Origin of the sequence: Cronobacter sp. HA18003 (assembly GCF_011605905.1) — a bacterium.
GTDB classification, from domain to species: Bacteria; Pseudomonadota; Gammaproteobacteria; order Enterobacterales; family Enterobacteriaceae; genus Cronobacter; species Cronobacter sakazakii.
The window spans coordinates 161,119-177,992 of the sequence record NZ_JAANQO010000011.1; the positions used below are offsets into that span (position 1 = coordinate 161,119).

A 16,874-nucleotide genomic window follows, 5' to 3' on the forward strand; every position below is an offset into this window, starting at 1 on the left:
TGAGCGTCGTCACGGAGAATGTATGGAATGTCGCCCCGACTGCGGTGCCTGCTGCACCGCACCGTCGATCTCAAGCCCCATCCCGGGCATGCCCGACGGCAAACCGGCCAATACGCCCTGCGTCCAGCTTGACGAACGCCTGCGCTGTAAGCTGTTTGGCTCGCCGCTGCGCCCGAAAGTCTGCGGCGGCCTTCAGCCTTCGAAAGAGATGTGCGGCGAAAGCCGCCACGAGGCGATGACCTTTCTTATTCACCTTGAGGCGCTGACCGCGCCTTAAACGTCCTTAATGCGCCACAAACACCAGACCGCGCCTGCGGTCATCGCCAGCGCCACATAAAACACCGCGTGGTAGTTGAGTAGCTCCGCAATCACGCCCGCAAGCGACCCGGCGATGATCCAGCCCACGCGCGTGGTGTTGGTGTACAGCGTGGTCGCCGCACCCGCCTGGCCTGGCATCAGATCCTGAAAATAAAGCATGCCGATACCGGCCAGAATGCCGATATAAATGGCATTCAGCAGCTGTAAAGCCAGCAGCAGCGCCGGGCTGTGCAGCGTCAGCATGCCGAGATAAAACAGCACGCCTGCCGCCACCGCGACCCGCATCAGAAAGCGTTTGCCGAATTTACGGGCGTAGAAGCCTGCAATCAGCATCACCGGGATCTCAAGCCCGGCGGCAGCGCCCATCATCACGCCCGCCAGTTTTTCCGGCAGGCGCAGCTCGTTAATCAGGTACAGCGGCATATTAATAATGTAGAGGCTATTGGTGCCCCACATCAGCGTACACACCGAAAAGAGCAACAGCGCGTCGCGCCGGTTGCGGCGCGGCGCTTCCAGCGGCGCGGCGGTCGCGAGCGGCTCTTTGCGCATCGACGGTAAAAAGCACCAGACCATCAGCGCGCACAGCACAAACGCCGCCGCGGCGCTGACATACATCACCTGAAAGCCGAACCCCATCGCCAGCGCATACGCCAGCGGCGGCCCGACCACCCAGGCGAGCGACACCTGCGCGCGCAGCACCGAACTGAACATCACCGCTTCGCGCCCGGTGCGATCGGCGTGCTCGCGCGCCAGCGCGAACATCTGCGGGTTGGCGGTCGAACCAAAACTGCTCAGGAACACACCGACAAACAGCAAAATGAAATAGTTGCGGTTCCAGGCAAACAACAGGCACGCCAGCGCGCCCAGCAGGCAGCAGGCGAAAATCAGGGATTTACGGTCGCCCTTACGATCCGAGCGCCCGGCCAGAAACTGGCTGACGAAAATGCCAATAATCGCACTACCGGTAAAAAAGAAGCCGACCATCGCCGGACGTGCGTGTACCTCTTCCGTCAGAAACAGGCTCAGCGTCGGGGTTTGCAGCGCGCCCGCAATACCGGTGAGAAAAGCAACGATCAGAAACGAGGCTGATGTGAAATCGAGCGGACGCCGCGGGGCCGCGAGGGAGTCGTTTTGCATAGCGTAAGCAGTATCGGTAAAGAAGGGGCGGAGTTTACGCCTCTTGTCATTATTTGAACAGCAACCCGACGCCACGACGCCACAAAAAATCAAAATAGCATTTCATAATCATTTTGCCGCTTTGCTGAAGCCAGCTGAACCTTCCCGGAAAAAAGCTGAACCTGGCACCCGCCGCGTTTCACTAAGGGGTGAAATGTGCGGGATCTCTAATATTCAACACGTCAATAACGGCTTTTCTTGCGCGCAGAGCGCGGAGAATGCAGACTTTCTTGAAACGTTTCAGCGTTGTCTCGTTTTGCTCATTTGGCGTGACAACGCTCTTTTTCTCACAACGGCTGAAACGATTCGGGTTCAGCAAGCGAGGAGACCATGTTCCAGTTATCTGTTCAGGATATCCATCCCGGCGCTCATGCCGGAGATAAAGAAGCCGCGATTCGTCAGGTTGCTGACGCGCTGGTGAAAGCGGGCAACGTCAGCGCCGGTTATGTTGACGGCATGATGGCCCGCGAGAAGCAAACCTCCACCTTTTTAGGCAACGGCATCGCCATTCCCCACGGGACGACGGACACGCGTGACCAGGTGCTGAAAACCGGCGTCCAGGTGTTTCAGTTCCCGCAGGGCGTCGCCTGGGGCGACGATCAGGTAGCGTACGTCGCCATCGGCATCGCGGCCAGCTCCGATGAACACTTAGGCCTGCTGCGTCAGCTCACCCATGTGCTGAGCGACGATGCGATTGCTGAACAGCTGAAAACCGCGACCACCGCCGAAGAGCTGCGTGCGCTGCTCATGGGCGAGAAGCAAAGCGCGGGCATGAAACTGGACAACGACACCCTCACGCTTGACGTTGCGGCCACGAGCCTTGTGACGTTACAGGCGCTGAACGCCGGTCGTCTCAGCGAAGCGGGCGCGGTGGATGCGGAGTTCGTAAGCCATGTGATTAACGCTAAACCGCTGAACCTCGGCCAGGGCGTCTGGCTTGCTGACAGCGCGCAGGGCAACCTCGCCAGCGCGGTCGCGGTGAGCCGTCCGGCGCAGCCGTTCACGCAGGATGGCGAAAACGTCGGCCTGCTGCTGACGGTCGCGGTCGCTGACGATCAGCCGCTGCAGGTACTGGGCCGCGTCAGCGAACTGCTGATCGCGAACAAAGCTGACCGTCTGCTGAACGCCGACGCCGCCACGCTGCTGACGCTGCTGACCAGCGATGACGCGCCAGGCGAAGATGTGCTGAGCGCCGAATTCACCGTGCGTAACGAGCACGGCCTGCATGCTCGTCCGGGCACGGTGCTTGTGAACACCATCAAACAGTTCAATAGCGATGTCACCGTCACCAACCTCGACGGCACCGGTAAACCGGCGAATGGCCGCAGCCTGATGAAAGTCGTGGCGCTCGGCGTTAAGAAAGGCCATCGCCTGCGCTTTACCGCACAGGGCGACGATGCGCAGGCGGCGCTGGACGCCATCGGCGAAGCCATCAACGCGGGTCTCGGGGAGGGCGCAGCATGAGCAGACGTGTCGCCACTATTACTCTCAACCCGGCATATGACCTGGTAGGTTACTGCGCAGAGATTGAGCGCGGCGAAGTTAACCTCGTGCGGACTACCGGCCTGCACGCTGCGGGTAAAGGCATTAACGTCGCCAAAGTGCTCAAAGATTTAGGTATCGACGTCACCGTGGGCGGTTTTCTCGGTAAAGATAACCAGGACGGCTTTCAGCAGCTGTTCAGCGAACTTGGCATCGCCAACCGTTTCCAGGTGGTGCAGGGCCGTACCCGCATTAACGTCAAACTGACGGAAAAAGACGGCGAAGTGACCGACCTTAACTTCTCTGGTTTTGAAGTGACGCCTGCCGACTGGGAGCGTTTCGTTAATGACTCCTTAACCTGGCTTGGCCAGTTCGACATGGTATGCGTCAGCGGCAGCCTGCCATCGGGCGTTTCTCCGGAAGCGTTTACCGACTGGATGACCCGTCTGCGCAGCCAGTGTCCGTGCATCATTTTCGACAGCAGCCGCGAGGCACTAGTCGCCGGGCTGAAAGCCGCGCCGTGGCTGGTGAAACCGAACCGCCGTGAGCTGGAGATTTGGGCTGGCCGCAAGCTGCCGGAACTCAAAGATGTTATCGAGGCGGCTCACGCGCTTCGCGAACAGGGTATCGCCCATGTGGTGATCTCTCTGGGCGCGGAAGGGGCGCTGTGGGTAAACGCGTCGGGTGAATGGATCGCCAAACCGCCGTCCTGTGACGTCGTCAGTACGGTCGGGGCAGGGGATTCCATGGTTGGCGGCCTGATCTACGGCTTGCTGATGCGTGAATCCAGTGAACATACCCTACGTCTTGCAACGGCGGTGGCGGCGCTGGCGGTCAGCCAGAGCAACGTCGGCATCACCGACAGGACACAGTTGGCCGCAATGATGGCGCGTGTCGACTTAAAACCCTTCCACTAACAGCAGGAGAGGCATAATGAAAACGCTGCTGATTATCGAGCCCGGGTGTGGACAGGCCCGCGCTTATATGGCGAAAACGCTGCTTGGTGCCGCCGCGCAAAAAGCACAGCTGGAATTAACCGATAACCCGAACGATGCGGAACTGGCGATTGTTATCGGCAGTGCCGTACCGGCAGACGCATCCCTGAATGGCAAAAAGGTTTACCTCGGCGATATTAATCGCGCCGTGGCGCACCCGGAGCTGTTTTTAAGCGAAGCGAAATCGAATGCGAAGGCGTATACCGCGCCTGTCGCCGCCGCGCCTGCGGCAAGCGTAAACGCCAGCGGCCCGAAACGCATTGTGGCGGTCACGGCTTGCCCGACCGGCGTGGCGCACACCTTTATGGCGGCGGAAGCGATTGAAACCGAAGCCAAAAAACGCGGCTGGTGGGTGAAAGTGGAAACGCGCGGCTCTGTCGGCGCGGGTAATGCGATTACGCCGGAAGAAGTGGCGCAGGCGGATCTGGTCATCGTGGCGGCGGACATCGAAGTGGATCTGGCGAAATTCGCCGGGAAACCGATGTATCGCACCTCAACGGGTCTGGCGCTGAAGAAAACCGCGCAGGAATTCGACAAAGCGGTGGCGGAAGCCAAACCGTATCAGCCAGCAGGCGCTGGCACTGTGGCGACCGATAAAAAAGAGCAGGGCGGCGCGGGTCCGTACCGTCATCTGCTGACCGGCGTCTCCTATATGCTGCCAATGGTGGTGGCAGGTGGTCTGCTGATTGCGCTCTCGTTTGTGTTCGGCATCGAAGCCTTTAAACAGGAAGGGACGCTGGCGGCAGCGCTGATGAAAATCGGCGGCGGCTCTGCGTTCGCCCTGATGGTGCCGGTACTGGCCGGTTATATCGCGTTCTCCATCGCCGACCGTCCGGGCCTCACGCCGGGTCTTATCGGCGGTATGCTGGCGGTCAGCACCGGTTCCGGCTTTATCGGCGGCATCATCGCGGGTTTCCTGGCCGGTTACGTGGCGAAAGCCATCAGCGGCAAAGTGAAGCTGCCGCAGAGCATGGAGGCGCTGAAGCCAATCCTTATCATTCCGCTGTTCTCCAGCCTGATTGTGGGTCTGGCGATGATTTACGTGATCGGTACGCCGGTGGCTAAAATCCTGGCGGGCCTGACCGCATGGCTGCAGGGCATGGGTACGGCGAACGCCGTCCTGCTGGGCGCTATCCTCGGTGCCATGATGTGTACCGATATGGGCGGCCCGGTGAACAAAGCGGCGTATGCGTTTGGCGTGGGGCTGCTGAGTTCTCAGGTCTATGCGCCGATGGCGGCAATTATGGCGGCCGGTATGGTTCCGCCGCTGGCGATGGGTATCGCTACCCTGGTGGCGCGTCGTAAATTCGACAAAGGCCAGCAGGAGGGCGGCAAAGCGGCGCTGGTGCTGGGCCTGTGCTTTATCTCCGAAGGCGCTATCCCGTTCGCAGCGCGTGACCCGATGCGTGTGATCCCGTGCTGTATCGTGGGCGGTGCGCTGACTGGCGCTATCTCCATGGCGATTGGTGCGAAACTGATGGCGCCGCACGGCGGTCTGTTCGTCCTGCTGATCCCAGGCGCTATCAGCCCGGTGCTGGGCTACCTGCTCGCCATCGTAGCAGGTTCGCTGCTGGCGGGTCTGGTGTATGCCTTCCTGAAACGTCCGGAAAGCGAACTGGCGGCGAAAGCGGCCTGATGCTGATAACTCCCTGCTCCGGCAGGGAGTTTTTTATCCCCCTCTGTATTCCCCGTTACACGTCTTTTTTGCCCTCTGCGCCATTTGCGTCAACACTTAACTCTTTGTATCGCTTAAAGGAGGACGCTGTGCTGCGCTCAATCGCCACGCTGTGTGTCGCCGGAACCCTGCCGGAAAAGCTGCGCGCCATCGCGCAGGCCGGTTTCGACGGCGTCGAGATATTCGAACCCGATTTCACGGAGTGGGGCGAAAGCCCGGCGCGGCTGGCTACGCTGTGCCGGGAGCTGGGCTTAACCATTTTTCTTTATCAGCCGCTGCGTAACGTTGACGGCGTGCCGGCTGAGGCGTGGCCGCAAACGCGCGAGCGCGCGTACCGCACGTTTGAGACGATGCGCGAAATGGGCTGCCGCAGTCTACTGGCGTGCAGCAATCTGGAGGCGGACAGCAGCGCCGATCCGGCGCGGCAGACGGAGGATTTAGCGCGCCTTGCGGAAATTGCCGCAGAGTTTGACGCACGGGTGGGGTATGAGGCGCTCGCCTGGGGCCGCCATGTGAACCGCTACACGCAGGCCTGGGAGCGGGTGAACGCGGTGGATCATCCGGCGCTCGGCCTGGTGTTAGACAGCTTTCACGTGCTGGCGCGCGGAGATACGCTGGCGCTTAAGGGCATTGCGCCTGAGAAAATCTTCTTTACGCAGTTCGCCGATGCGCCGCGCAAAAATTTACCGCTGGAGGCGTGGAGCCGCCACTTTCGCGCGTATCCGGGCGAAGGCAGCCTGCCGGTGGTGGATTTCGCGCGCACATTAATGGCGAGCGGATATCAGGGGCCGTGGTCGCTTGAGGTGTTCAGCGATGCGTGGCAGCAGGCACCCGCCGAAGAGAGCGCCCGCGCCGGGTTGGCCTCGCTGAACTGGCTTGCGGCGCAGCTTGAAGCGCCGCACCGCGAGGGAGAGGCGTAATTACGCCTGCGCGCCGCCCGTTTGCTGGGCCTTCAGCCAGGCGATTTCTTCATTCCAGATATCGGGATTAATGGTTTCCAGAATCAGCGGAATGTTGTCGAAATGCGACTGCTGCATGATCCAGCGAAACGGCGTAAAGCCGATATTACCTTCGCCCAGGCTGTGGTGACGGTCGACGCGGCTTGCGAAAGTACTTTTGGCGTCATTGAGGTGCATCCCGCGCAGATACTGAAAGCCGACGATGCGGTCGAATTCGGCGAAGGTTTTCTCGCAGTCTTCTTCGGTGCGCAGATCGTAACCCGCGGCGAAGGCGTGGCAGGTATCAATGCACACGCCGACGCGGGATTTGTCTTCCACCTGATCGATAATCGCCGCCAGATGCTCAAAGCGGAAACCGAGGTTACTGCCCTGACCTGCGGTGTTTTCAATCACCGCCGTCACGCCTTCGGTTTTATCGAGCGCGATATTCACCGACTCGGCGATGCGCGACAAACAGGCCTCTTCGCTTAACTGCTGAAGGTGGCTGCCGGGGTGGAAGTTCAGCAGCGTCAGGCCGAGTTGCGCGCAGCGCGCCAGCTCGTCGATAAACGCCGCGCGGGATTTCTCCAGCGCTTCCGGCTCCGGGTGGCCTAAGTTAATCAGAAAACTGTCGTGCGGCAGAATCTGACCGGGGCCGTAGCCATGCTTGCGGCAGGCGGCTTTGAACTCGTCGATGACGGCAGGCGTCAGCGCCGCCGCGCGCCACTGGCGCTGGTTTTTGGTAAACAGCGCAAAGGCTGTCGCGCCAATTTCCGCCGCGCGGGCCGGGGCGTTCGCCACCCCGCCCGATGCGCTGACGTGCGCGCCTATAAACTTCATCGTTTTCTCCTGTCATACCCGCAAAAGGGGGAACGTTTTATCATAGCGGACAGAGCAGGGAAAGGCGTGCCGCTTTATGCCAGCAGATGCGTGACCGCGAGATTAATCGCGCCACCGCCCACAATCAGCCAGACGAAGAGCACCAGCGCCATCAGTAGCGGACGCACACCAGCATTTTTCAGCGCGCTGACGTGGGTCGTCAGGCCGAGCGCCGCCATCGCCATCGCCAGCAGAATGGTGTCGAGCGCCACCAGCGTCTGCACGACCGCCTGCGGCAGCAGATGCAGGGAGTTAAACGCCGCGACCACAATAAACAGCAGGGCGAACCACGGAATGGTAATCTTGCCCGCTTTCTCGCCATTGCGTGGAGAGAGCTGTTTTACCCGGCCTGCCAGCAGCAGAAGGAACGGAGCCAGCATCATCACGCGGAGCATTTTGGCAATCACCGCCGCGTTTTCGGTGTCCGCGCTGACCGCATGGCCTGCCGCGACCACCTGCGCCACTTCATGCACCGTTGAGCCGATATACACGCCAAACGTCTGTTCGCTAAACCACGGCGCAAGCCACGGCCACAGCAGCGGGTAGACAAAAATCGCGAGCGTACCGAAAATCACGACCGTTGCGACCGCCACGGTGACTTTGCTCGCCTGCGCTTTCACCACCGGCTCGGTCGCCAGCACTGCGGCGGCACCGCAGATGCTGCTACCCGCGCCAATCAGCCAGCTGGTTTCACGGTCAAGCTTGAACACTTTCTGCCCGAGCCAGCAGGCGAGGGTAAAGGTGCTGGCGAGCGTCAGGATGTCCACCAGAATGCCGCTGGCACCCACATCGGCTATCTGCCAGAAGGTGAGACGAAACCCGTACAGAATAATGCCCAGGCGCAGCAAATGCTGTTTGGCGAACAGCACGCCGCCGTCGCAGTGGGTATGGATTTTCGGGTACAGCGTATTGCCGATAATCATCCCGCCGAGAATGGCCACGGTCAGCGCGCTGAAACCCGCGTTACCTACGGCCGGAATCGCGCCGATCCAGATAGCGGCGGCGGTGAGTAAACCGGTCAGCGCCAGACCCGGCAAGAAATGCATAAGCCCATGATGGCGTTCAGAATAAGTCAGTGTGGTCATCGCGTCCTCCTGTTATGGAATAAGCTTATGCCGTTCTGGTATAAAATTAAAATTGATTATATATTTATAATTAATCTTAATAAGTGGTAAGCACGGTTGCGTTCGCACGAGGTCATCATGCACATCACCTTACGCCAGCTGGAAGTGTTCGCCGAAGTCCTGAAAAGTGGTTCGACGACCCAGGCCTCTCAGATGTTGTCCCTCTCTCAGTCCGCCGTCAGCGCGGCGCTCACCGATCTGGAAGGCCAGCTCGGCGTGCAGCTTTTTGACCGCGTCGGCAAGCGGCTGGTTGTCAATGAACACGGGCGGCTGTTATATCCGCGCACCGTGGCGCTGCTGGAGCAGGCGGGCGAAATCGAGCGGCTGTTTCGCAACGACAATGGCGCTATCCGCGTTTACGCCAGTAGCACCATCGGCAACTATATTCTGCCGGAAATCATTGCCCGCTATCGCCGCGACTTTCCGGATCTGCCGCTGGAGATGAGCGTCGGCAACAGTCTCGACGTGGTGCAGGCGGTGTGCGATTTTCGCGTGGATATCGGGCTTATCGAAGGGCCGTGCCATATGGCAGAAATCGTGGCGCAGCCGTGGCTTGAGGATGAACTGGTGGTGTTCGCCTCGCCCGCAAGCCCCTTGCTGGAAGGCGAAGTGACGCTGGAACGGCTCGCCGCCATGCCGTGGATTTTGCGCGAGAAAGGCTCCGGCACGCGCGAAATTGTCGATTATCTGCTGCTGTCACATTTGCCGCAGTTTCGCCTCAGCATGGAGCTTGGCAACTCGGAAGCGATTAAACACGCGGTGCGCCACGGGCTTGGCGTGAGCTGCCTGTCGCGACGGGTGATCGCCGAGCAGCTGGAAACCGGCTCGCTGGTAGAAGTGAAAGTGCCGCTGCCGCCGCTGGTGCGCACGCTTTACCGCATTCATCACCGACAAAAACATCTCTCCAGCGCGCTGGCGCGTTTTTTGCGCTATTGCGAACTCTGATTTCGCGGAGCGCGTCACACGGCGCGCTCATCATCAGTTTTTTTCCTCTCAACGCCCCGATTCGCTGCTTTACTTATAATCCTCGAGCGATCATGAAGCTCTCTTATAACCGCGTATTTCCACCAGGCGCTTAGCGGCAACTCTGCTACAATCGCGCCTCTTTTGATGGATGGGCATTATTTTTATATGGTTTCCGAATCTAAAACCACACAAGCGCCTGGGCTGCGTCGCGAACTGAAGGCGCGCCACCTGACCATGATCGCCATTGGCGGCTCCATCGGCACAGGGCTTTTTGTCGCTTCCGGTGCGACCATTTCTCAGGCGGGCCCGGGTGGCGCGCTGTTGTCCTATATTCTCATCGGTCTGATGGTCTATTTCCTGATGACGAGCCTCGGCGAGCTGGCAGCCTATATGCCGGTCTCCGGCTCGTTTTCCACTTACGGCCAGAAATATGTCGAAGAAGGCTTCGGCTTCGCGCTCGGCTGGAACTACTGGTACAACTGGGCGGTGACCATCGCGGTTGACCTGGTGGCATCACAGCTGGTGATGAGCTACTGGTTCCCGGACACGCCCGGCTGGATCTGGAGCGCGCTGTTCCTCGGCATCATGTTCCTGCTGAACGTCATCTCCGTGAAAGGCTTCGGCGAAGCGGAATATTGGTTCTCTTTAATCAAAGTCGCCACCGTGATTATTTTTATCCTGGTGGGCGTCGCGATGATCGTCGGGATTTTCAAAGGGGCAGCGCCGGCCGGCTGGAGCAACTGGGCTATCGGCGACGCGCCGTTCGCGGGCGGTTTCTCGGCGATGATAGGCGTGGCGATGATTGTCGGCTTCTCCTTCCAGGGCACCGAGCTTATCGGTATCGCGGCGGGTGAATCAGAGGAGCCGGAGAAAAACATTCCGCGCGCGGTGCGTCAGGTGTTCTGGCGTATCCTGCTGTTCTATGTGTTCGCAATTCTGATAATCAGCCTGATTATTCCGTACACCGATCCGAGCCTTTTGCGTAACGACGTGAAAGATATCAGCGTCAGTCCGTTTACGCTGGTGTTCCAGCACGCCGGTCTGCTGGGCGCGGCGGCGATTATGAATGCGGTGATCCTGACGGCGGTGCTGTCTGCGGGTAACTCCGGGATGTATGCTTCCACGCGTATGCTCTATACGCTCGCCTGCGACGGCAAAGCGCCGCGCATTTTCGCGAAGCTGTCGAAAGGCGGCGTGCCGCGCAACGCGCTGTATGCGACGACGGTTATCGCTGGTCTGTGCTTCCTGACGTCAATGTTTGGCAACCAGACGGTCTATCTGTGGCTGCTGAACACCTCCGGGATGACGGGCTTTATCGCCTGGTTGGGTATCGCCATCAGCCATTACCGTTTCCGTCGCGGCTATGTGTTGCAGGGCAATGACATTAACGATCTGCCGTATCGTTCCGGCTTCTTCCCGCTGGGCCCGATTTTCGCCTTTGTGCTGTGCCTGATTATTACGCTCGGCCAGAACTATCAGGCGTTCCTTGCGGACACCATTGACTGGGCAGCCGTTGCGGCCACCTATATTGGCATTCCGCTGTTCCTGATTATCTGGTTTGGTTACAAGCTGGTGAAGGGCTCCCGTTTCGTGCGTTACCGCGATATGGAATTCCCTGAACATCTGAAGAAATAAAGAAAAGGGCGCGTAAAGCGCCCTTTTTTATGGGGTTTTTCTGGGGGACGGCGGGTGCGCTGCGCTTATCCGCCCTACATACCTGTCGCACCTTTATCGTAGGGGGGTAAGCAAAGCGCACCCGCCATTGCTCTTATATAGTAGGGTGGGTAAGCGCAGCGCACCCACCGCGTACCGCATTACGACCTTTGAATCACACCCACCACACTCTGTTAACGCAGATGCTGCGCGTGGAAACGCAAATGCTCTTCAATAAACGTGGCGATAAAATAATAACTGTGGTCGTAACCCGGCTGCATACGCAACGTTAACGGCCAGCCCGCCTTGCGCGCGGCTTCGTCAAGCCGCTCCGGCTGAAGCTGCTCGCCGAAAAACGGATCATTGTCGCCCTGATCGATAAGCGTCGAGATCGCGTTTTCCGCAGACGCCTGCTCCATCAGCGCGCAGCTGTCCCACGCGCGCCACAGATTTTCGTCATCACCCAGATACGCCGCGAACGCTTTTTTGCCCCACGGCACCCCGGCCGGGTTCACAATAGGCGCAAACGCCGACACCGAGCTAAAACGCCCCGGATTTTTCAGCGCCATGATAAGCGCCCCGTGGCCGCCCATCGAATGCCCGCTAATCGCCGCTTTCGGTGCCAGCGTAAAGTTTTCCGCCAGCACCTGCGGTAACTCCTCGCTCAGATAATCAAACATCCGGTAATGCGCGGCCCACGGCGTCTCGGTGGCGTTCAGGTAAAAGCCCGCGCCTTTGCCGAGATCGTAACCGGCGTCATCCGCCACCGCGTCGCCACGCGGACTGGTATCCGGCATCACCAGCGCCAGTCCCAGCTCAGCAGCGACCCGCTGCGCGCCCGCTTTGGTAGTGAAATTCTCATCGCTGCAGGTCAGCCCGGACAGCCACCACACCACCGGCGGCGGGGTCTGCGCGTCGGGCGGAAGATAGATGCTGAAGGTCATCGGGCAGTTAAGCACGCGGGAGTCGTGACGCCAGCGCTGTTGTAAACCGCCAAAACAGCGGTGTTCTTCGAGCAGTTCCATAGGGGCTCCTTTTGTTCAAACCCGGATAGTGCAGTCTAACCGTCAGGTGAGCAAGTTTCACTTCACCGGGCCGGGATCATAGCGCATCATATTGATAACTTTATTTTAACAAATGGAGGCGGCGTGGCGCTGCGTATTGCATTAACCGGCTTTCTGGCACTGGTGGTGGCAATGGGAATAGGGCGGTTCGCGTTCACGCCCCAGGTGCCGCTTATGGTGGGCGAAGGTGAGCTGACGCTGACCACTGCGGGGCTTGTGGCCGCCGCCAACTATCTTGGCTATCTGGTGGGTGCGTGGGATGCCATGCGCGCGCATCGCCATGTCGAATACCGGCTGCATATGGGCGTCTGGGGCGCGGTGCTGCTGACGCTCGTTTCCGCGCTGGCAGACGGCCCGTGGTCGCACGGCGTGGTGCGCTTCGTGATTGGCTGCATGAGCGGCTGGGCGCTGGTGATGGCCGCAGGCTGGACTAACGAACAGCTCGCCCACCACGGCAGGCCTGGCTTAAGCGCGGCGGTCTTCGCAGGCCCTGGCGTTGGTATCACTATCAGCGGCCTGCTGGCGGTCTGGATCCACGGCGCAGCGCTCAGCGCCGCACAGGGCTGGGTGATTTACGGCACGCTGGCGTTCGCGCTGATTGCGCTTATCGCCCGTTATTTACCCCGCAAAGGCGAGCTGCACCGGGCGGATACGCCGCCCGCGCCGCTCGAACTGACGCCCGCGCTCAAAAGACTGGTCTGGAGCTATAGTCTCGCAGGCTACGGCTATATTCTGCCCGCCACGTTTTTATCGCAGATGGCGGCGGCGCGCTTTCCCGGCAGCCTGTTCGCGCAGTTCGTCTGGCCGGTGTTCGGCGCGGCGTCGGTTGTGGGCATTGCGCTCAGTATTCTCTGGCGAACGCGCGGTACGGCATCGCAGCGCCTCGCGATTGTCCTCTGGCTCCAGGGCCTCGGCGTACTGGCGGCGGCGCTGCTGCCGGGATTATCAGGGCTTGTGATCGGCTCACTTCTCGTGGGCGGCGGTTTCCTGTGCGCGGTGCAGCTTTCTTTGCAGTGCGGGCGCGAGCTGGCACCGTCGCACACCCGCTATCTCGCAGGCCTGTTGACTACCGGTTATGCGATAGGGCAGCTTGTCGGGCCGGTCACTTCAGCGCTCTCAAGCCACTTCACCGGCCAGCTTGAGCCCGCGTTGTGGCTCGCGGGCGTGGCGCTGTTTATCGGCGGCGCGCTGGTCTTCCGGCGAGCCTGAAAGGCTGCGACGATTTCAACAATTTCGCCCCGGCCACTGGATTATGTGCGTTAGCTCACGCACAATGAGCCACGCTCCGCCCCGGCCGGGCAGAGTCTGGTTACACCTGCAGGAGAAAATAACGATGCCATCACTCAGTAAAGAAGCGGCCCTGGTTCATGAAGCGCTGGTCGCGCGCGGTCTGGAGACGCCACTGCGTCCGCCGGTCAACGAGCTGGATAACGAAACCCGCAAGCGCCTTATCGCCGGTCATATGACCGAAATCATGCAGCTGCTTAATCTGGATCTGAGCGATGACAGCCTGATGGAAACGCCGCATCGCATCGCCAAGATGTATGTGGATGAGATTTTCTCCGGCCTCGATTACGCCAATTTCCCGAAGATTACCGTTATTGAGAACAAAATGAAGGTGGATGAAATGGTCACGGTGCGCGACATCACCCTGACCAGCACCTGCGAACATCACTTTGTGACCATCGACGGTAAAGCGACCGTCGCGTATATCCCGAAAGACGCGGTGATCGGCCTTTCAAAAATCAACCGCATCGTGCAGTTTTTCGCCCAGCGTCCGCAGGTGCAGGAGCGACTGACGCAGCAGGTACTGGTGGCACTGCAAACGCTGCTTGGCACGAACAACGTGGCGGTCTCCATCGACGCGGTGCATTACTGCGTGAAAGCGCGCGGCATCCGCGACGCCACCAGCGCGACCACCACGACCTCGCTCGGCGGGCTGTTTAAATCCAGCCAGAACACGCGCCAGGAATTTCTGCGCGCCGTGCGTCACCACAACGGCTAAAACCCAGGATGACGAGAAATATCACCCTCGACGCGGTACGCGGTCTGGCGATCCTCGGCATCCTTCTGCTTAACATTACCGCCTTTGGGCTCCCGAAGGCGGCCTATCTCAACCCCGCCTGGTATGGCGATATCACCTCCCGCGACGCCTGGACATGGGCGCTGCTCGATCTCTTCGCCCAGGTCAAATTCCTCACGCTGTTCGCGCTGCTGTTCGGGGCTGGTCTGCAAATGCTGCTGCCGCGCGGTAAACGCTGGATCCAGGCAAGGCTTACGCTGCTGGCGCTGCTCGGTTTTGTACACGCCATTTTCATCTGGGATGGCGATATTCTGCTGGCGTACGGGCTGGTAGGGCTCATCTGCTGGCGCATGGTGCGCGACGCCCCGAGCGTTAAATCGCTGTTTAAAACCGGCGTGGTGCTTTATCTCATCGGGATTGCGGTGCTGTTGCTGCTCGGCATGATATCCGGCGAGCACATGAGCCGCTCCTGGACGCCGCAGGCGGCCGATCTCTTCTATGAAAAATTCTGGCGTCTGGAAGGGGGCATGGAGGCCGTGCGCAGCCGCCTCGATCTGCTCTCCTCCATGCTGCTGGCGCTCGGCGCGCAGTATGGCTGGCAGCTCGCGGGCATGATGCTGACCGGCGCGGCGCTGATGCGCAGCGGCTGGTTGCGCGGCGAATTCAGTCTGCGCCACTACCGGCGCACCGGTTTCGGGCTGGTGGCGCTGGGCGTGCTGATTAACCTGCCCGCGATAGTCGTGCAGTGGCATCTCGGCTGGGATTACCGCTGGTGCGCGTTTCTGCTTCAGGCACCGCGCGAACTGGGCGCGCCGCTGCAGGCGCTCGGCTATACGGCGCTGGTTTTCGGTTACTGGCCGTGTCTGGCGCGCCTGAAACTGATGACCGCCGTAGCCTGCGTCGGGCGTATGGCGCTCACTAACTATCTGCTGCAAAGTCTTATCTGCACGACGCTCTTCAACCGCTTCGGCCTGTTTATGCAGTTTGACCGGCTCTCGCTGCTGGCGTTTGTTCCGGCGGTCTGGGCCGTTAATCTCGCGTTCTCTGTGCTGTGGCTGCGTTATTTCCGCCAGGGGCCGCTGGAGTGGCTATGGCGGCGTCTGACACGTCTCGCCGCAGGCGCACCGCAATCTGTATCATCCAGATAACGATCTGGATCACAATCGTTAACAAATCGTATGTAACCGTTTCCAGCGCTGTGATGCGCTTCACGCAGCGCGTTCAGGCGCACTGCCAGAATAGCCACCTGACTTAACACAGGGGGTTTCTGTGAGACGCATTTCAGCTCTTCAGGGTGGTCGCCATGATCACCATTCGTGACGTTGCCCGTCTGGCAGGGGTCTCTGTTGCGACGGTCTCCCGCGTTCTCAATAACAGCGCGCTGGTCAGCCCGGAAACGCGTGAAACCGTCATGCAGGCGGTCACGCAGCTTGGTTACCGCCCGAACGCGAACGCCCAGGCGCTGGCCACTCAGGTCAGCGATACGATAGGCGTGGTGGTGATGGACGTCTCCGATCCGTTCTTCGGCGCGCTGGTGAAAGCCGTCGATGTGGTGGCGCAGCAGCACGGCAAATATGTGCTTATCGGCAACAGCTATCACGAGGCGGAAAAAGAGCGCCACGCCATTGAAGTGTTGATCCGCCAGCGTTGCAGCGCGCTTATCGTGCACGCCAAATCGCTTTGCGACGAGGAGCTTGCCGCTTTTCTTGAACAGGTGCCGGGCATGGTGTTGATTAACCGCATCGTGCCGGGTTACGCGCATCGCTGCGTCGGGCTTGATAACGTCACCGGCGCGATGATGGCGACGCGCATGCTGCAAAGCAGCGGCCATCAGCGCATCGGCTATCTCGCCTCCAGCCACCAGATTGATGATAACGACAAACGCCGCGAAGGGTGGCAGCGGGCGCTGGCCGATGAAGGCGTTCAGCCGCCGGAGGCCTGGGTCGGCACCGGTAGCCCGGATATGCAGGGCGGCGAGACGGCGATGGTTGAACTCTTAGGCCGCAATCTGCATCTCACCGCCGTGTTTGCTTACAACGACAGCATGGCGGCAGGCGCGCTGACGGCGCTGAAAGATAACGGCATTCTGGTGCCGCAGCATCTGTCAGTCATTGGTTTCGATGATATCCCGATTGCCCGTTACACCGATCCGCAACTGACCACCGTGCGTTATCCGGTGGTCTCCATGGCGCGTCTCGCCACTGAACTGGCGCTACAGGGGGCCGCAGGAGCGCTGGATCCGACGGCTACCCACTGTTTTATGCCTACGCTGGTGCGTCGTCATTCCGTCGCGGCGCGGCAAAATGTGGAGCCGATCACTAGTTTATAAATGCGCGTGATGTAACCGCTTTCAATCTGTGAGTAAATTCACAGTATATTAACATTGCGCTGACTATGATGACGGCGTCTCATGGGCCTGAAACTTTATGTAACGGCGATTTAACACTGACGTTATCTGCCGCCCCTGAACGATAAAAAAGCTTTACTGGAAGCATTACCGAGCAAGGAAGTGTTTTTTATTAGTGAACTTCGGCATTCAGTAAGGTTTTTCTCCTTACCGTCCTGCCGCCCGTTTTTCACG

Annotated in this window: 15 protein-coding genes; 11 read left to right on the forward strand and 4 right to left on the reverse strand. The window is 59.9% G+C overall.

What is annotated here, in order from left to right; translation table 11 throughout:
• Positions 1-22: 22 nt before the first annotated feature.
• Positions 23-277: a YkgJ family cysteine cluster protein gene (locus G6041_RS01750; RefSeq protein WP_004387449.1), complete on the forward strand. Its 255-nt coding sequence runs from the start codon at positions 23-25 to the stop codon at positions 275-277.
• On the opposite strand, the gene setB is transcribed toward G6041_RS01750, so the two are convergent.
• A complete protein-coding gene (gene setB / locus G6041_RS01755; protein WP_012124266.1) occupies positions 274-1,455 on the reverse strand; it encodes a sugar efflux transporter SetB in 1,182 nt (393 codons plus the stop codon). The genes G6041_RS01750 and setB overlap by 4 nt on opposite strands.
• 369 nt (positions 1,456-1,824) lie before the next feature.
• On the opposite strand from setB, the gene fruB reads away from it, so the two are divergent.
• From fruB to G6041_RS01775, 4 genes are all read left to right on the forward strand, one after another.
• On the forward strand, positions 1,825-2,958 hold the full coding sequence (fruB, locus tag G6041_RS01760) for a fused PTS fructose transporter subunit IIA/HPr protein (RefSeq protein ID WP_012124267.1): 1,134 nt from the start codon (positions 1,825-1,827) through the stop codon (positions 2,956-2,958).
• A complete protein-coding gene (gene fruK / locus G6041_RS01765; RefSeq protein ID WP_004387452.1) occupies positions 2,955-3,893 on the forward strand; it encodes a 1-phosphofructokinase in 939 nt (312 codons plus the stop codon). The genes fruB and fruK overlap by 4 nt, the downstream gene beginning before the upstream one ends.
• 16 nt (positions 3,894-3,909) lie before the next feature.
• Complete coding sequence (gene fruA / locus G6041_RS01770; RefSeq protein WP_007869388.1) at positions 3,910-5,607, forward strand: PTS fructose transporter subunit IIBC; 1,698 nt, start codon at positions 3,910-3,912, stop codon at positions 5,605-5,607.
• Between the two features lie 128 nt (positions 5,608-5,735).
• Entirely contained in the window at positions 5,736-6,566 is an 831-nt protein-coding gene (locus tag G6041_RS01775; protein WP_041460444.1) for a sugar phosphate isomerase/epimerase family protein, read from the forward strand.
• Here the strand turns inward: G6041_RS01775 and nfo are convergent, their stop codons facing one another.
• Both nfo and G6041_RS01785 read right to left on the reverse strand, forming a co-directional pair.
• A complete protein-coding gene (gene nfo / locus G6041_RS01780) occupies positions 6,567-7,424 on the reverse strand; it encodes a deoxyribonuclease IV (RefSeq protein WP_012124269.1) in 858 nt (285 codons plus the stop codon).
• A 74-nt stretch (positions 7,425-7,498) separates the two neighbouring features.
• Complete coding sequence (locus G6041_RS01785) at positions 7,499-8,548, reverse strand: YeiH family putative sulfate export transporter (RefSeq protein ID WP_041460445.1); 1,050 nt, start codon at positions 8,546-8,548, stop codon at positions 7,499-7,501.
• A gap of 117 nt (positions 8,549-8,665) precedes the next feature.
• On the opposite strand from G6041_RS01785, the gene yieE reads away from it, so the two are divergent.
• Both yieE and G6041_RS01795 read left to right on the forward strand, forming a co-directional pair.
• Positions 8,666-9,532: a DNA-binding transcriptional regulator YeiE gene (gene yieE, locus G6041_RS01790; RefSeq protein WP_007851261.1), complete on the forward strand. Its 867-nt coding sequence runs from the start codon at positions 8,666-8,668 to the stop codon at positions 9,530-9,532.
• Between the two features lie 186 nt (positions 9,533-9,718).
• Positions 9,719-11,188 carry an amino acid permease gene (locus tag G6041_RS01795; protein ID WP_029039354.1) on the forward strand — a complete coding sequence of 490 codons (1,470 nt, stop codon included), beginning with the start codon at positions 9,719-9,721 and terminating at the stop codon, positions 11,186-11,188.
• A 212-nt stretch (positions 11,189-11,400) separates the two neighbouring features.
• Here the strand turns inward: G6041_RS01795 and fghA are convergent, their stop codons facing one another.
• A complete protein-coding gene (gene fghA, locus G6041_RS01800; protein WP_041460446.1) occupies positions 11,401-12,231 on the reverse strand; it encodes an S-formylglutathione hydrolase in 831 nt (276 codons plus the stop codon).
• 123 nt (positions 12,232-12,354) lie between these two features.
• Here fghA and G6041_RS01805 point away from each other — a divergent pair, with 123 nt between their 5' ends.
• The 4 genes from G6041_RS01805 to galS all read left to right on the forward strand — a co-directional run bounded on the left by G6041_RS01805 (position 12,355) and on the right by galS (position 16,622).
• Positions 12,355-13,479, forward strand: a complete 1,125-nt coding sequence (locus G6041_RS01805; RefSeq protein ID WP_004387460.1) for a YbfB/YjiJ family MFS transporter — start codon at positions 12,355-12,357, stop codon at positions 13,477-13,479.
• 124 nt (positions 13,480-13,603) lie between these two features.
• Positions 13,604-14,275, forward strand: a complete 672-nt coding sequence (gene folE / locus G6041_RS01810) for a GTP cyclohydrolase I FolE (RefSeq protein WP_004387461.1) — start codon at positions 13,604-13,606, stop codon at positions 14,273-14,275.
• Between the two features lie 8 nt (positions 14,276-14,283).
• The gene (gene yeiB, locus G6041_RS01815) at positions 14,284-15,441 is read left to right on the forward strand and encodes a DUF418 domain-containing protein YeiB (RefSeq protein ID WP_012124275.1); all 1,158 of its coding nucleotides are present in this window, start codon (positions 14,284-14,286) and stop codon (positions 15,439-15,441) included.
• A gap of 155 nt (positions 15,442-15,596) precedes the next feature.
• Positions 15,597-16,622: an HTH-type transcriptional regulator GalS gene (galS, locus tag G6041_RS01820; RefSeq protein WP_012124276.1), complete on the forward strand. Its 1,026-nt coding sequence runs from the start codon at positions 15,597-15,599 to the stop codon at positions 16,620-16,622.
• The last annotated feature ends 252 nt before the right edge of the window (positions 16,623-16,874 follow it).

Coding starts and splice junctions, on each gene's coding strand:
- G6041_RS01750 (WP_004387449.1), top strand. CDS start 23: ATGGAATGTCGCCCCGACTGCGGTGCCTGCTGCACCGCACCGTCGATC.
- setB (WP_012124266.1), bottom strand. CDS start 1,455: ATGCAAAACGACTCCCTCGCGGCCCCGCGGCGTCCGCTCGATTTCACA.
- fruB (WP_012124267.1), top strand. CDS start 1,825: ATGTTCCAGTTATCTGTTCAGGATATCCATCCCGGCGCTCATGCCGGA.
- fruK (WP_004387452.1), top strand. CDS start 2,955: ATGAGCAGACGTGTCGCCACTATTACTCTCAACCCGGCATATGACCTG.
- fruA (WP_007869388.1), top strand. CDS start 3,910: ATGAAAACGCTGCTGATTATCGAGCCCGGGTGTGGACAGGCCCGCGCT.
- nfo (WP_012124269.1), bottom strand. CDS start 7,424: ATGAAGTTTATAGGCGCGCACGTCAGCGCATCGGGCGGGGTGGCGAAC.
- G6041_RS01785 (WP_041460445.1), bottom strand. CDS start 8,548: ATGACCACACTGACTTATTCTGAACGCCATCATGGGCTTATGCATTTC.
- yieE (WP_007851261.1), top strand. CDS start 8,666: ATGCACATCACCTTACGCCAGCTGGAAGTGTTCGCCGAAGTCCTGAAA.
- G6041_RS01795 (WP_029039354.1), top strand. CDS start 9,719: ATGGTTTCCGAATCTAAAACCACACAAGCGCCTGGGCTGCGTCGCGAA.
- fghA (WP_041460446.1), bottom strand. CDS start 12,231: ATGGAACTGCTCGAAGAACACCGCTGTTTTGGCGGTTTACAACAGCGC.
- folE (WP_004387461.1), top strand. CDS start 13,604: ATGCCATCACTCAGTAAAGAAGCGGCCCTGGTTCATGAAGCGCTGGTC.
- yeiB (WP_012124275.1), top strand. CDS start 14,284: ATGACGAGAAATATCACCCTCGACGCGGTACGCGGTCTGGCGATCCTC.
- galS (WP_012124276.1), top strand. CDS start 15,597: ATGATCACCATTCGTGACGTTGCCCGTCTGGCAGGGGTCTCTGTTGCG.